Below are 13,425 nucleotides of genomic sequence, written 5' to 3'. Positions count from 1 at the left end.
CGCGCAAGCCGCGACCTGAGCCATGTGTTAGCACGCCCCGGCTAAAGGCTGTCCCGTAATGATCGGTATGTGCTGGTCATGCTGGTGCCGGCTCAACCTTGATCGGCTCGGGCGGGTCCAGCAGTTCGCGTCGCAGGGTCAGATGCCACCGTTCGATCTTGCCCGTGGTGGTCGGCGAGTACGGCTTGGTCAGCTTGGCGGTGATGCCGTTCTCTCGGCAGACAAGTGCATCGGCGCCTCACGCTGCCACCTTGTACTTGCGGCGATGCTGCTGCTCTTGACGGCGGACCAGGCCGTTGCGGACCAGGATGCGATTCACCGTCGCCCGCGCAGGCGGCGGGGCCCCCGGCCTGGGCGAGTTCGAAGGCGATCCGCCGCGCGCCCCACCGCGGATGCGCCCGCCGCATCTCACACGCCAGAGCCTCCACCTCGGCCGGTACCCGGGTCGGGCTGGTGTGCGGCCGCCTCCCGCAACGCGTCGATCCCGCCCGCCGCGTGCTTGGCCCTCCAGGTGTAGACCGCCTGCTTGGAGCCCCCGTACCGGACCGCCACCTCACTCACCGGCGACCGTCCAACACCTCCAGCACCGCCCGGTACCGCTGCTCAACCAGCCACTCAGGATCCCGTCCAGGATCCACGCGTTCGTCACGGCCGGCCAGCATCAACACCTCGCCATCACCGCCCGGAATGCCCATGGACGGTTCGGCCAAGTCTTCGCCAGGGTGACGTATCGAGCCGCCAGGGTTCCGCCAGCTAGCCGCCAGTTGCTGATCGTAGCCTCGTTGTGTTGCGGAGGAGCTCGGTGCAACTTTCTTGATCCACATGGAAGCGCGGATGGTGGGAGAAGGTTGACATGCCGGGCCCAGTGCCGTCGGCTGAGCCACGTCCCGGGTGGCCCCGCCAGCTGTATGCACAGCTCCTCAATCGCAAGCGGGACTCCGGCACGGGAGCCCGCGAGATCTCGCCTGCATGCCTCATCATTGCGGTGAGACCTCCGAGCATCGGCCTCCTGGCACTTGCCAGGAGGCCGATGCGTTTTCTTCTCCCTCGGATAGTGACGGGCCCTCCTATAAAGAGGTGCTCTCCGCCACGGGGGGTGAGCAATGGGCCGTACGGTGAACTCAGGTTCGGCCCCGGCGCTCTGAGCGCCGCGCAGCGCGAGGGCGACGCATGCGTCGTCTGCCACAAGATGTGGCCGCGCCCGCGCGTGCGCGTCGGTTGCCTGCCGAGCGGCCCAGGGGTGTGACTGCGCACCCGCCCTGCCGGTACCCCGCGGGGAGCCCGTCACGGACGCCGGACGACCGGTTTCCACACCTGCGCCGGGTCCAACTTTGACAACAACCCCAGCAAATACGCCCGCACCCCCAACCTGGGCCTCCCTGCGTCCATGATCAAGGCAGCCAACGCTCGGATGTGGTTGGCGTTCGCCCGTGCGTACGTGGATGCTCGGTGGCCTCGCGCTGCTGCCAAGTCTCGGGAGGGCCTCACGGACACGATGACGGCTGTAACGATCGTCTTCGTCAAGGAATTGCCGGGACGGCCGGATTACGCGGCTCTCCGGGGCCTGCTGCGTCAGTACGTGTTCGTTCCTGAGGGGCGGCGCCTCGAACTCGAACCCGAGATGGGGGGAGGCCCTGCGATGGCTTGAGGCGGCATCCCTGCCGATGTCGGAGATCGCTGAAGCGAAATGGGCGCGTGCGGGCTTGGAGACTCTCGCGCTCCAGCTCGACGGCACACCAGCGGCGGCCTCGACCTTCAAGCGCAAGCGAGCGGTGTTCAAGCACGCGCTCGGGCAGGCGGTGGAGGATGGCGACTTCGATGCCAATCCGCTGGATCGCGTGAAGTGGCGACCATCGAAGCAGAACGACTCCGTTGATCGGCGCGTCGTCGTCAATCCGAGTCAAGGGCGCGAACTGCTGACGGCGGTGTCCTATGTCGGACGGACACGCGGACCTCGGCTCCGGGCGATGTTCGCCTGCATGTACTTCGCTGGGCTCAGGCCGGGCGAGGGACTGCGATCTTTCGGCAACTGGCTGGGGGCTGATCACTCTCAGGAAGTCGCGCATAAGGACTACTCGGGCTCGGCGTACGCCCAGGTCTGGAAGCAGGCTCGGGCCCTGGCGCTGACTCCGGTCCAGGTCGAGTCGCCATTGGCGGGCCGCCCGTACGACCTGCGTCATGCTGCCGTCTCGCTGTGGCTGAACGCTGGCGTCCATGCCCCTGAGGCGGCTGAACGGGCGGGGCACAGCGTTGACGTGATGCTGCGGGTGTACGCCAAGTGCATCGATGGTCAACAGGACGTCGCCAACGAGCGCATCGAGCTGGCGCTGGCGGCATGATCAACGGTTACGGTGGAGAGGCTCCGGAATATTCCGGAGCCTCTTCGTTTTTGTGGGCTGACCTGCACGGATGCGGCCAAGATCATTCCGCGTATATTCCGGGAACAGTCCCATGGGGCTGCATCTGGTGGCGTCTGGCTGCACACGGCCCGATCACTCGGTGGGCGTGTTTGGGCTGGTCAGGCCTTGTTTTGGTGGTGGTGCTGGCGCGCCCGGCAGGATTCGAACCCGCGACCGTCGGATTAGAAGTCCGATGCTCTATCCAGCTGAGCTACGGGCGCCTTGATACGGGGCCTGTCCACAGGGGCGATCGATCTGGCGGGTACCGGAACGGTCGCACGCGGATTGAGCTCTGTATCCGGCACCTGGCCAGGTGCCGGACGACAGTGTACGGGCGAGGCGGGTCGTAGCTCCACACCTTAGGTCCTCGCGGTGGCCCGGCTGGTCAGGGAGTTGCATTTAGGTTAGCCTTGCCTAACTTTGTCCCTGATCATTGGATGCGGAGGGTCGGGTGGAGGTCCCCACTGGGCGGTCGGTGCTGGGCGAGGCCATTCGCTCGCAGCGGGGCGATGTGGCGTTGAGCGCCGTTCTGGCTTCTGCGCATCAGGTTGGTGAGGCGCTGGTTCCGGTGCTTATCGGTGTTGCGATCGACCGGGCCATCGCTGGGGATGACGGGCGCGCCCTGGTTGTGTGGCTGGGGGTGCTGGGGGTTGTCTACCTGGGGCTTTCTTGGGGGTTTCGGATCGGAGCCTACGCGGGGGAACGGGCTGGGGTTCGGGCGGCCCATGGGTTGCGGCTTGCGGTTGTGGAACGGGTTCTGGATCCGCGGGGGGATCGGGAGGCTCGGCTGCCGGGGACGCTTGCGGCGATCGCGACCGAGGATGCGCGGCGGGTCGGGGCTGTGAACGTGGCCCTGATGGCGGGGATCGCGGCGCTGGTGGGGATTGGGACCGGCGCGGTTGTGCTGTTGAGGATTTCCGTCGCGCTCGGGTTGGTGGTGTTGGTCGGGACGCCTTTGCTGTTGTGGCTCGGGCATCTTCTGAGCAAGCCGCTGGAGCGGCGGAGCCGGGCTGAGCAGGAGCGGGCGGCGCATGCTTCGGCCGTTGCCACTGATCTGGTTTCTGGGCTGCGGGTGCTCAAGGGGATCGGGGCCGAGTCGGCGGCGGTTGCAAGGTATCGGCGGATCAGTGGGGACTCGCTGGGGGCGACGCTTAGGGCGGCTAGGGCCGAGGCTTGGCAGAACGGGACTGTGCTGGCCTTGACCGGGGTCTTTATCGCGGTGGTCGCTTTGGTGGGTGGGCGGTTGGCGGCTGAGGGCGAGATCAGCCTGGGGGAGTTGGTCTCGGCCGTTGGGCTGGCGCTGTTGTTGCTTGGTCCGCTTTCGGTTCTGGCCTGGGTGAACGCCGAGTTCGCGCAGGGGCGTGCTTCTGCGGCGCGGGTCGCTGAGGTGCTGGCCTCGCCGGCCGGGGTGGTTGACGGGGATGGCGTGGTGGATGGCAGTGCAGGGCGGGTGAGGGTGGCGGGGGTTTCTTTTGGGAGCCTGCGGGACGTGGATCTGGAGGTTGGGGCGGGAGAGCTGCTGGGGGTTGTCGCGCCGGATCCGCGAGATGCGGTGGCTTTGCTGAAGTTGTTGGGGCGAGAAGCGGATCCGGCTGAGGGGGTTGTCGAGCTGGACGGGGTCTCGCTGGCGACCTTGCATCCGGGGGCCGTGCGGGACGCGATTCTCGTGGCCGCGCATGACGCGGATCTGTTTGCCGGGGGACTGGTCGACAACGTCGCGGTCCGGGCGAGTGATGTGGACGTTGCGATTGCGGCTGCGGGGGCGGACGAGGTCGTGGCGGCGGTCGGTGAGGGTTCGGTGGGGGAACGGGGGCTGAAACTGTCCGGCGGGCAGCGGCAGCGGGTGGCGCTGGCGCGGGCGCTCGCGGCGGATGCGTCGGTGCTCGTGCTGCATGATCCGACTACGGCGGTGGATGCGGTGACCGAGGCGAGGATCGCTGAGGGGCTGCGGGCGCTGCGGCACGGGCGGACGACGGTTGTGGTGACGACCAGCCCGGCGCTGCTGGCGGTGACCGATCGGGTGGTGCTGATCTCTGGCGGCCGTACGGAAGACGTGGGCGAGCACGGGGAACTCGTGGGGCGGCACGAGGGCTATCGGGCGACGGTGCTGTCATGACGGAGCTGCTGCCTGTCGCGGACGGCACGAGGGTGCGGGCGCTGCTCGGCGAGCTGGGGCGGCCATATCGGGGGCTGGCTGGTGGGGCTGGTCTTGTGATGGCGGCCGCTACGGCGGTGGGGATGCTGACTCCGCCGCTGCTCGGGCGGGTTGTGGATCTGGTCGCTGATCATCGGGAGCCGGACGCCATGACGCCGGTGATCGTGATGCTGGTGGTCGTCGCGATCGTTCAGGGGGTCAGTACGGCCTGGGGGCTGTCGCTGGTGGCGCGGCTCGGGGAGACCGTTCTCGCGCGGCTGCGTGAACGGTTCGTCGAGCGGGCGCTGCGGCTGCCGCTGGCTCAGGTGGAACGTTCCGGATCGGGGGACCTGGTCGCGAGGGTGACCGGGGACGTCTCGCTGATCGCCGAGGCCGTACGGAAGGCGCTGCCGGAGCTGGTGCGGTCGGTGCTGGCGATCGTGCTGACGCTGGTCGGGCTCGCTTTGCTGGATTGGCGTTTCTTTCTGGCCGCTTTGCTGGCGGCGCCGATCCAGGCCTACACGGCGCGTTGGTACGTGCGGCGGGCGGTGCCGCTCTATGCCGAGCAGCGGGTGGCGAACGGGGCCCAGCAGCAACAGCTCCTCGACAGCATCGGCGGCGGCGCGACCGTTCGGGCGTTCCGGCTGGAGGACGAGCACGCGGGGCTTGTCGCGCGCCGGTCGTCGGCCGTGGTGGACCTGACCATGCGTGGGGTCAATCTCGTTCTGCGCTTCTATATGCGGCTGCACATCGCTGAGTACACGGGGCTGGCTGCCGTTCTGATCGCGGGATTCCTCCTGGTGCGGAGCGGGTCTGCCTCGGTGGGGACGGCGACTGCTGCCGCGCTGTATTTCCACAACCTGTTCACGCCCATGAACACCGCGCTGGCGCTTTTGGATGACGCGCAGAGCGCCGGTGCCGGGCTGGCCCGGTTGGCCGGTGTCGCGGATGGCCCTGCGCCTGAACGGGCGGACGTTGTCTCGCCGCGTGATGGGGCGGTCAGCGTTAGCGGACTTGGCCACTCGTACGTGCAGGGACGGCCTGTTCTGCATGGTGTGGACCTGGACGTTCAGGCGGGTGAACGGGTCGCCCTGGTCGGGGCTAGCGGCGCAGGGAAAACGACCGTGGCCCGGCTGGTCGCGGGCGTTCACCGGCCCGGAACGGGGAGCGTGCTGATCGGCGGCGTGGAACCGGGAGACGCCGGGCGGGCGGTGGCGCTGGTCACGCAGGAGGTGCACGTGTTCGCCGGAGCGCTCGCCGACGATCTGCGCCTGGCCCGGCCCGACGCCACCGATAGCGAACTGCGTCAGGCCCTCGACGCGGTCGGTGCTTTGGAATGGGTCAAGGCCCTGCCGGACGGGCTTGACACCGTCGTCGGCGAGGGAGGGCATCGGGTCGGCGGCGGCCAGGCCCAGCAGCTCGCGCTCGCTCGGCTGGTCTTGGCCGACCCGCAGGTCGCCGTGCTGGACGAGGCGACCGCCGAGGCCGGCAGCAGCGGAGCAAGGGCGCTCGAACGGGCCGCCGAACGTGCCGTCGACGGGCGTACGGCCCTGATCGTGGCGCATCGCCTCACCCAGGCCGCGGCAGCGGACCGCGTCGTCGTCATGGAGGACGGCCGGGTCGTGGAGAGCGGCACTCACGAAGAACTGCGCGAAGCAGAGGGCCAGTACGCCCGGCTGTGGCGCGCCTGGTCAGGCACCCGGGAGCACGACAGCGCCTGACGCCCCCTAACCCCGTCCCTTCACCGGAAAGAACCCCAAGATGCGCCGATTCTCCAGATTCGCCCTGCTCGCAGTCATGCCGTTCCTCCTCGCCGGGACCGCTTGCGGCGGCAGCGGCAGCGGCAGCGGCAGCGTGGACAAGACCGAACGTCCCGCAGCCGACGCCGAGGCCGCCGGGACCGCGTTCCCGGTCACGATCCAGCACAAGTACGGCTCGACCACGATCAAGAGCACGCCCAAGCGGGTCGTGACCGTGGGGCTCACGGACCAGGACGCCGTCCTCGCCCTCGGCACCGTGCCGGTCGGCACCACCGAATGGCTGGGCGGCTACCCGGGCGCGATCGGGCCGTGGGCCAAGGACAGGGCGGCGGGATCCAAGACGCCGACCGTTCTCAAGGACACCGGCACGGGCCCGTCCCCGGAGAAGATCGCGGCGCTGCGCCCCGACCTGATCCTCGGGCTCTACTCCGGCCTCACCAAGCCCCAGTACGAGGCGCTCTCCAAGATCGCACCGGTCGTCGCCCAGCCCGGTGACCTGCCCGACTACGGCATCCCGTGGCAGCAGACGACCCGTACCGCCGGCAAGGCGCTCGGCAAGCCAGCCGAGGCCGAGAAGCTCGTCACCGGCACCGAGGCGAAGATCGCCGCGGTGGCCAAGGAGCACCCCGAGTTCAAGGGCAGAACGGGCCTCGTCGCCACGCCCTACGACGGGATCTTCGTCTACGGGCCGCGCGACCTGCGTTCCAACGTCCTGACCTCGCTCGGCTTCACGCTCAAGCCCGAGCTGGGCAAGGTCGTCGGCAAGGAGTTCGGCGTCAACATCAGCGCCGAGCGCACCGACCTGCTCGACAACGACGTCACCGTGTGGATCGTGACCGACCCCGCCAAGGACGTGGCCAAGCTGCACGGCAACCGCGCCTACGCCGACCAGAAGGTCGTCAAGGAGGGCCGGGAGGTCTTCGTCAGCGAGACCGGCGACTTCGGCAACGCCATCTCGTTCGTCTCGGTCCTGAGCATGCCGTACGTGCTGGACAAGCTCGTCCCGCAGCTCGCCGCCGCCGTGGACGGCAAGACCGATACGCCGGTGGCCCGGTCTTGAGCCGACGACCGTCGCCGCAGCCCGTGACGGCGGGTGAGCCCGTGACGGCGGCCGCGCCGACGCGAGCGCCGTCGGCATCGGCATCGGTGTCGCGCGGAGCGCTGCTCGTCGCGGCGCTCGTGGTGGTGCTGGCCGGGCTGTGCCTGGTGTCGATCGCGTACGGCGCGCTGCGCGTGCCCGTCGGCGACGTCGCCAGGACGCTGTTCGGCGACCCGCCGACGACCCGGATCGACCATGTCGTGTGGTCGGTCCGGGTGCCGCGCACGATCCTGGGGATCGCGGCGGGCGCGGCGCTCGGCCTGTCGGGGGCGGTCATGCAGGCGATCACCCGCAACCCGCTCGCCGACCCGGGCATCCTCGGCGTGAGCGCGGGGGCGACGTTCGCGATCGTGCTGGCGGTCGGGAGCCTCGGCGTCGGTTCGCTGTACGGCTACATCTGGTTCGGGTTCGCGGGCGCGCTCGCCGCCGGCGCCGTGGTGTACGCGCTGGGCGGGCTCGGCAGATCCGGGTCCACGCCGGTCAAGCTCGCGCTCGCGGGCGTGGCCGTCACCGCGATGCTGAACTCCTTCACCAACGGCATCGTGCTGACCGATCCCGAGGCGCTCAACCGCTACCGCTTCTGGTCGGCCGGATCGCTCGCCGGGCAGGACGCGGGCGTCGTCAAGCAGGTCCTGCCGTTCCTCGTCGTCGGGGCGATCCTCGCGCTCGCCTGCGCGCCCGCGCTGAACAGCCTCGCCCTCGGCGACGACGTGGCGGCCGCGCTGGGCCGCCGCATCGCCTGGGTACGGTTCGCCGCCGCGGCCGCGATCACGCTGCTGACCGGCGGGGCCGTTGCGGTGATCGGGCCGGTGGTGTTCGTCGGGCTGGTCGTACCGCACATGGCGCGCATCCTGGCGCGGGCCGCCGGGATCGGCCCCGACCAGCGGTGGCTGCTGCCGCTGTCGGCGCTGCTGGCCTCCTGCCTTCTCCTGGCCGCCGACCTGGCCGGGCGGCTGATCGCCCGGCCGGTCGAGATCCAGGCCGGGGTGCTGGTCGCGGTCATCGGCGGGCCCTTCTTCATCGCGCTGGTCCGCCGCCGGCGCCTCGCGGAGGTGTGAACGTGGCGCCCACGATCACCAAAGCCGCCGCCGAACCCGCCGCCAAGGCCGCCGCCCCCGGAGTGCCGTTCCGGGTTCCTCGGATCGCGGTCTCGGGCGTGCTGCGCCCGCGCCTGCTGCTCGTCTGCGCCGCGCTCGCCGCGATCGCGTTCCTGGCGTTCTGCCAGGGCGTCGCGATGGGCGACGTCGGCATCCCGATTCCGGACGTCGTCCGCGCGCTCTTCGGGTCGGGCGACGGCGGCACGCTGCTGATCGTTCGCGAGTTCCGGCTGCCGCGCGCTCTCACCGGGCTGCTGGCGGGCTTCGCGTTCGGCCTGTCGGGCGCGCTGTTCCAGACCATGACCCGCAACCCGCTCGCCAGCCCCGACATGATCGGGATCACCCAGGGCGCGGGGACGGCGGTCGTCGCGGGGATCGTCCTCGGGTTCGGCCCGGGCGATCAGGTCCTCGGCATGGTGGGCGCGCTGGTCACGGCCCTGCTGGTGTACGCGCTGGCCTGGCGGCGCGGCACGACCGGCTACCGGATCGTGCTGGTCGGGGTCGGGCTGGCGTGGATGTGCACGAGCCTCACCGACTTCCTCATCGCGCGCGGCGGGCGGTTCGAGGCGCAGGCGGCGATCGGGTGGCTGGTCGGCAACCTGAACGGCCGGGCGTGGAGTCACGTCGAGCCGCTCGCGATCGCGACGGCGGTGCTCGCTCCGGCGGCGCTGCTGCTCGGCCGTTGGACGCGCACGCTCCAGCTCGGCGACGATGTCGCGCGCGCCCTCGGCACCCCCGTTCAGTACACGCGGTTCGCGCTGATGATCGTCGGGGTCGGGCTGGTCGCGTTCGGTACGGCCTCGGCCGGGCCGCTGGTGTTCGTCGCGCTGGCGGCGCCGCAGATCGCGCAGCGGCTCGCCGGAACGGCCTGGCCGCCGCCGATCGCGTCGGGGCTGGCCGGGGCGGCGGCCGTGCTGAGCGCCGACGTCGTCGCCCGCGTGATCGTTCCCGGAACCGAACTGCCCGTCGGCGTCGTCACCGGCGCCTGCGGGGCGCCCGTGCTGCTGTGGCTGCTCGTCCGCGCCAACCGTGCCGGCTCAGGAGGCTGAACCCATGACCGACGACGCCCCGCTCCCGCGTGACGACCCGGACGCCCCGCTCCTGCGTGCCGAGGGCCTGCGGCTCGGCTATGACGGCCGTACGGTCGTGAACGGGCTGGACCTGGAGATCCCGCCGGGCCGCGTGACCGTGATCGTCGGCGCGAACGCGTGCGGCAAGTCGACGCTGCTGCGGGCGCTGGCGCGGCTGCTCGCGCCACGCGGCGGTTCGGTGCTGCTGGACGGTCGGGCGCTGCGTTCGGTGCCCACGCGCGAGCTGGCGCGGCAACTCGGGATCCTGCCGCAGTCGCCGGTCGCGCCGGAGGGCATCACGGTCGCCGACCTGGTCGGGCGCGGCCGGTCGCCGCATCAGACCTGGTGGCGGCAGTGGTCGGCCCGTGACGAACGAGCCGTCTCCGAGGCGCTCGCCGCGACCGCGATGGAGGATCTGGCGGACCGGCCGGTGGACGAGCTGTCGGGCGGCCAGCGCCAACGGGCCTGGATCGCGATGGCCGTCGCGCAGGAGACGCCGTTGCTGCTGCTCGACGAGCCGACGACCTACCTCGACCTCGCGCACCAGATCGACGTGCTGGACCTGGTCGCCGACCTGAACCGGCGCGAGGGGCGCACGGTCGTCATGGTGCTGCACGACCTGAACCACGCCTGCCGCTACGCCGACCACATGGTGGCCATGAAGGGCGGCAAGGTGGTGGCCGAGGGCGAGCCGTCCACGATCGTGACCGAGGACCTGGTCCGGGACGTGTTCGGGCTGCGCTGCCACGTCGGCTCCGACCCGGTCTCCGGAACGCCGCTGGTCATCCCCATCGGGCGCCACCACGCGCCCACCGCTTCCTGAAAGAAGGGGTTACTCGCTCAGGGAGCGGTCGACCAGGTCCAGGGCGACCTGCAGGGCGGCGTCGTGGCGCTCGTCGTCGGTGATGCTGAGGTCGCGCATGAGGAAGACGCTCATGTGCAGGGAGAAGATCGACAGCCGCGCGCGGAGCTGGTCGGGCAGGGGCGCGTTCTTGTCGGAGAGGATGCCTGCCAGGCGGATGAAGCGCTCGCGGGCGTCGTTGCCGGCCTTCAGGTCGCGGATCGCGGGGCCGTTCTCGGCCATGAAGCGCATCACGTCGCCGCCGGGGCCGCGCAGCAGCTCGGCGTAGCGCCGGATGATCTCCTGGCGGGCGTCCGGGGTCATCGGACGCTCCTCGGCCCAGGTCAGGATCTTGTCGACCCCGGCCTCGAGCTCTTCGAAGAGGCTGGTGACGATCGCCTCTTTCGACTTGAAGTGGTAGTAGAGGGCCGCCTTGGTGACGTCCAGGCGCTCGGCGATCTCGCGGAGCGACGTCTTCTCGTAGCCCTGCTCGGCGAACAGCTCCAGCGCCACTCTGCGGATCTGCTCGCGCGTGTCGCTCATCTCACGTCTCCCTGCTCTGTTCCTGGTCACGGCCGGTGTGCGGTGCGCTCATGACATGCCCTCCGGGGATCTTCGGGGGTTCTGCGGGCTTGCTTACTTGACGCCCGGCTAGTTCGTAGCTTACCGTACGGCAAGTAAGAAAACTAGCCGGGCGGCAAGTAAGCAACCTGAAGGCCCAACTACCCCCGGGGGAGGCCAATCATGACTGAGGTAGTGGATGGGAAGGCCGCGCCGCCCATCAGCACGCGAAGGATTTACATCGCCATCTCCGGGCTCATGCTCGGGATGTTCCTGGCGATGCTCGACAACCTGATCGTCGGGACCGCCCTGCCCACGATCGTCGGTGATCTGGGCGGGCTGAACCACCTGTCCTGGGTGGTCACCGCCTACACGCTCGCCACGGCCGCCAGCACGCCCATCTGGGGCAAGCTCGGCGACCTGTACGGGCGCAAGGGCATGTTCATGAGCGCGATCGTGCTGTTCCTCGCCGGGTCCATGCTCTCTGGCCTGGCACAGGACATGAACATGCTCATCGGGTTCCGCGCCCTGCAGGGACTGGGCGCCGGTGGCCTGATGGTCGGCGCCATGGCGATCATCGGGGACCTGGTGCCGCCGCGTGAGCGGGGCAAGTTCCAGGGCATGATCGGCGCGATGATGCCGGTCGCGTTCGTCGGCGGGCCGCTGCTCGGCGGGTTCCTGACCGACCACCTGAGCTGGCGCTGGGCGTTCTACGTGAACGTGCCGATCGGCGCGGTCGCGCTGCTGGTCACGGGGCTCGGCATGAAGCTGCACTCGCAGCGCCGCAAGGCCAAGATCGACTACGTGGGCGCCGCGCTGCTGACCGTGGGCGTCGTGGCGATCACACTGGTCGCCAGCTGGGGCGGCTCGGAGTACGACTGGGCCTCCGGCACGATCATCGGGCTGGCCGTCCTCGGCGTCGCCGCGCTGGTCGCGTTCGTGTTCGCCGAGCTGCGCGCCGCCGAGCCGATCCTGCCGATGCGGCTGTTCAAGATCCGCAACTTCACCTCGTCGCAGATCCTGAGCTTCCTGGTCGGCGCCTCGATGTTCGGCGTGATGAGCTTCCTGCCGCTCTACATGCAGAACGTGCAGGGCGCCTCGCCGACCACCAGCGGCCTGCTCCTGCTGCCGATGATGTTCGGCATGCTCGCCGTGATGATGACCACCGGTCAGCTGATCACCCGCAACGGCCGGTACCGGATCTACCCGATCATCGGCGGTGCCGTGCTCACCGTGGGCATGCTCATGCTGCTGATGCTCAAGGTCTCGACCAGCACGGCGGTGAGCTCGGCCCTCACGCTGGGCGTCGGGCTCGGCATGGGCTTCATCATGCAGATCACGATGCTGGTCACCCAGAACAGCGTCGAGATGCGCGACATGGGCGCGGCCAGCGGTTCGGTCACCCTGTTCCGTACGATCGGCGGCTCGCTCGGCGTGGCGCTGCTCGGCTCGATCTACAACAGCCGGGCGGAGAACGTCCTGGTCGACAAGCTCGGCCCGGCGACCGGCCACAAGCTCGCCTCCGGCGGCCAGCACCTGACCCCGGACATGCTGCACCGGCTCCCGGCCAACGTCCGCGAGGCGTTCGAGGCCAGCGTCACCGGCGGCCTGCACGGCGTGGTCCTCGCGGGCGCGGTCCTGGCGGCGATCGGGTTCGTCGTGGCCTGGTTCATCAAGGAGGTGCCGCTGCGCGGCAGCGCTCCGAAGAGCACCGACGCCACCGACAAGGCGGCCGAGCCGATCACGGTCTCCGAGCCGGTCTGATCCCCAGGCCGTCAAGCGAGAACGGTAAGAACGGCTCGAGCGGTAAGAACGACGAGAACGGCTCGAGCGGTAAGAACGAGAGCGCGGCGGAAGGCCTTCTGGCCTCCGCCGCGCCTTCATATGCCCAGTCTCGCCTTCCGCGCCTACTGCGGGGGCGAGATGTTGACCATCCAGTCGATCCCGAACCTGTCGGTGACCATGCCGAACTCGTCGCCCCAGGCCTGCTTGTCCAGGGGGACCTGGACGGTGCCGCCCGCGCTGAGGCTGTCCCAGTAGCCGCGCAGACGGTCGGAGTCGTCGCCGCTCAGGCTCATGGTGATGTTCTTGCCGGGGTTGTACTCCATGTGCGGCGGGGTGTCCGAGGCCATGATCGTGTAGCCGGCGTCGGTCTCCAGCATGGCGTGCATGATCTTGTCGCCCTCGACGCCGTCCTGCGGGCCGAGGTCGGCGAAGGTGTTGACGTTCAACTGCCCGCCGAACACCTCCTTGTAGAACTCCATCGCCTGCCGCGCGTCGCCGTTGAAGCTGATGTACGGATTCAGTCGTGAAGCCACCGCGTCCTCCCAGGTCTTGGGGCGATTTCATCTCCTTTGGGCATCGTCGCAGACCCCTGTGACGCCGACCACAGAACGGGGAAATGTCCGGGTCCGGCTTCGGTAAAAGAAGCGAGTGGTGCCGCGGACGTCTTATCGTTGTCGGT

The 13,425-nt window shown here is 69.6% G+C and carries 12 protein-coding genes, 1 tRNA gene and 1 pseudogene; 8 read left to right on the top strand and 6 right to left on the bottom strand.

Going from position 1 to position 13,425, the window contains the following annotated elements; all coding sequences use genetic code 11:
* Window positions 1–103: 103 nt before the first annotated feature.
* From J4573_RS56900 to J4573_RS02210, 3 genes and pseudogenes are all read right to left on the bottom strand, one after another.
* Window positions 104–223: pseudogene (locus J4573_RS56900) on the bottom strand (integrase core domain-containing protein); the annotation flags it as partial.
* A 185-nt stretch (window positions 224–408) separates the two neighbouring features.
* The gene (locus J4573_RS02215; protein WP_208253475.1) at window positions 409–561 is read right to left on the bottom strand and encodes a hypothetical protein; all 153 of its coding nucleotides are present in this window, start codon (window positions 559–561) and stop codon (window positions 409–411) included.
* Window positions 558–824 (bottom strand): hypothetical protein, encoded by a 267-nt coding sequence (locus J4573_RS02210; RefSeq protein ID WP_208253474.1) that lies wholly within the window; start codon window positions 822–824, stop codon window positions 558–560. Before J4573_RS02210 ends, J4573_RS02215 begins: the two co-directional genes overlap by 4 nt.
* Window positions 825–1,664: 840 nt before the next feature.
* Here J4573_RS02210 and J4573_RS02205 point away from each other — a divergent pair.
* On the top strand, window positions 1,665–2,339 hold the full coding sequence (locus J4573_RS02205; protein ID WP_243772301.1) for a site-specific integrase: 675 nt from the start codon (window positions 1,665–1,667) through the stop codon (window positions 2,337–2,339).
* A 204-nt stretch (window positions 2,340–2,543) separates the two neighbouring features.
* Here J4573_RS02205 and J4573_RS02200 read toward each other — a convergent pair.
* Window positions 2,544–2,620: transfer RNA gene (locus J4573_RS02200), tRNA-Arg, on the bottom strand.
* A 290-nt stretch (window positions 2,621–2,910) separates the two neighbouring features.
* Here J4573_RS02200 and J4573_RS02195 point away from each other — a divergent pair.
* From J4573_RS02195 to J4573_RS02170, 6 genes are read left to right on the top strand one after another with little or no spacing between them, the layout of a single operon-like run.
* Window positions 2,911–4,515 (top strand): ABC transporter ATP-binding protein, encoded by a 1,605-nt coding sequence (locus J4573_RS02195; protein WP_307796476.1) that lies wholly within the window; start codon window positions 2,911–2,913, stop codon window positions 4,513–4,515.
* Window positions 4,512–6,254 (top strand): ABC transporter ATP-binding protein, encoded by a 1,743-nt coding sequence (locus J4573_RS02190; RefSeq protein ID WP_208253472.1) that lies wholly within the window; start codon window positions 4,512–4,514, stop codon window positions 6,252–6,254. Before J4573_RS02195 ends, J4573_RS02190 begins: the two co-directional genes overlap by 4 nt.
* A 40-nt stretch (window positions 6,255–6,294) precedes the next feature.
* On the top strand, window positions 6,295–7,353 hold the full coding sequence (locus tag J4573_RS02185) for an iron-siderophore ABC transporter substrate-binding protein (RefSeq protein WP_208253471.1): 1,059 nt from the start codon (window positions 6,295–6,297) through the stop codon (window positions 7,351–7,353).
* Window positions 7,350–8,450, top strand: a complete 1,101-nt coding sequence (locus tag J4573_RS02180; RefSeq protein WP_243772299.1) for a FecCD family ABC transporter permease — start codon at window positions 7,350–7,352, stop codon at window positions 8,448–8,450. Before J4573_RS02185 ends, J4573_RS02180 begins: the two co-directional genes overlap by 4 nt.
* Window positions 8,451–8,452: 2 nt before the next feature.
* Window positions 8,453–9,538, top strand: coding sequence for a FecCD family ABC transporter permease (locus tag J4573_RS02175; RefSeq protein WP_307796455.1), 1,086 nt, complete (start codon window positions 8,453–8,455; stop codon window positions 9,536–9,538).
* 4 nt (window positions 9,539–9,542) lie between these two features.
* Complete coding sequence (locus tag J4573_RS02170) at window positions 9,543–10,382, top strand: ABC transporter ATP-binding protein (protein WP_208253469.1); 840 nt, start codon at window positions 9,543–9,545, stop codon at window positions 10,380–10,382.
* A 9-nt stretch (window positions 10,383–10,391) separates the two neighbouring features.
* On the opposite strand, the gene J4573_RS02165 is transcribed toward J4573_RS02170, so the two are convergent.
* Complete coding sequence (locus J4573_RS02165; protein WP_208253468.1) at window positions 10,392–10,943, bottom strand: TetR/AcrR family transcriptional regulator; 552 nt, start codon at window positions 10,941–10,943, stop codon at window positions 10,392–10,394.
* A 201-nt stretch (window positions 10,944–11,144) separates the two neighbouring features.
* Between J4573_RS02165 and J4573_RS02160 the strand changes: the two genes are divergently transcribed.
* Complete coding sequence (locus J4573_RS02160; RefSeq protein ID WP_208253467.1) at window positions 11,145–12,725, top strand: MDR family MFS transporter; 1,581 nt, start codon at window positions 11,145–11,147, stop codon at window positions 12,723–12,725.
* A gap of 143 nt (window positions 12,726–12,868) precedes the next feature.
* On the opposite strand, the gene J4573_RS02155 is transcribed toward J4573_RS02160, so the two are convergent.
* On the bottom strand, window positions 12,869–13,279 hold the full coding sequence (locus tag J4573_RS02155) for a VOC family protein (RefSeq protein WP_208253466.1): 411 nt from the start codon (window positions 13,277–13,279) through the stop codon (window positions 12,869–12,871).
* Window positions 13,280–13,425 lie beyond the last annotated feature (146 nt).

The sequence above is a fragment of the Actinomadura barringtoniae genome (assembly GCF_017573505.1).
Classification (GTDB): Bacteria; Actinomycetota; Actinomycetes; order Streptosporangiales; family Streptosporangiaceae; genus Spirillospora; species Spirillospora barringtoniae.
The sequence above is the reverse complement of the archived record's forward strand: the minus strand, read 5'-3'. Positions and strand labels throughout refer to the sequence as shown.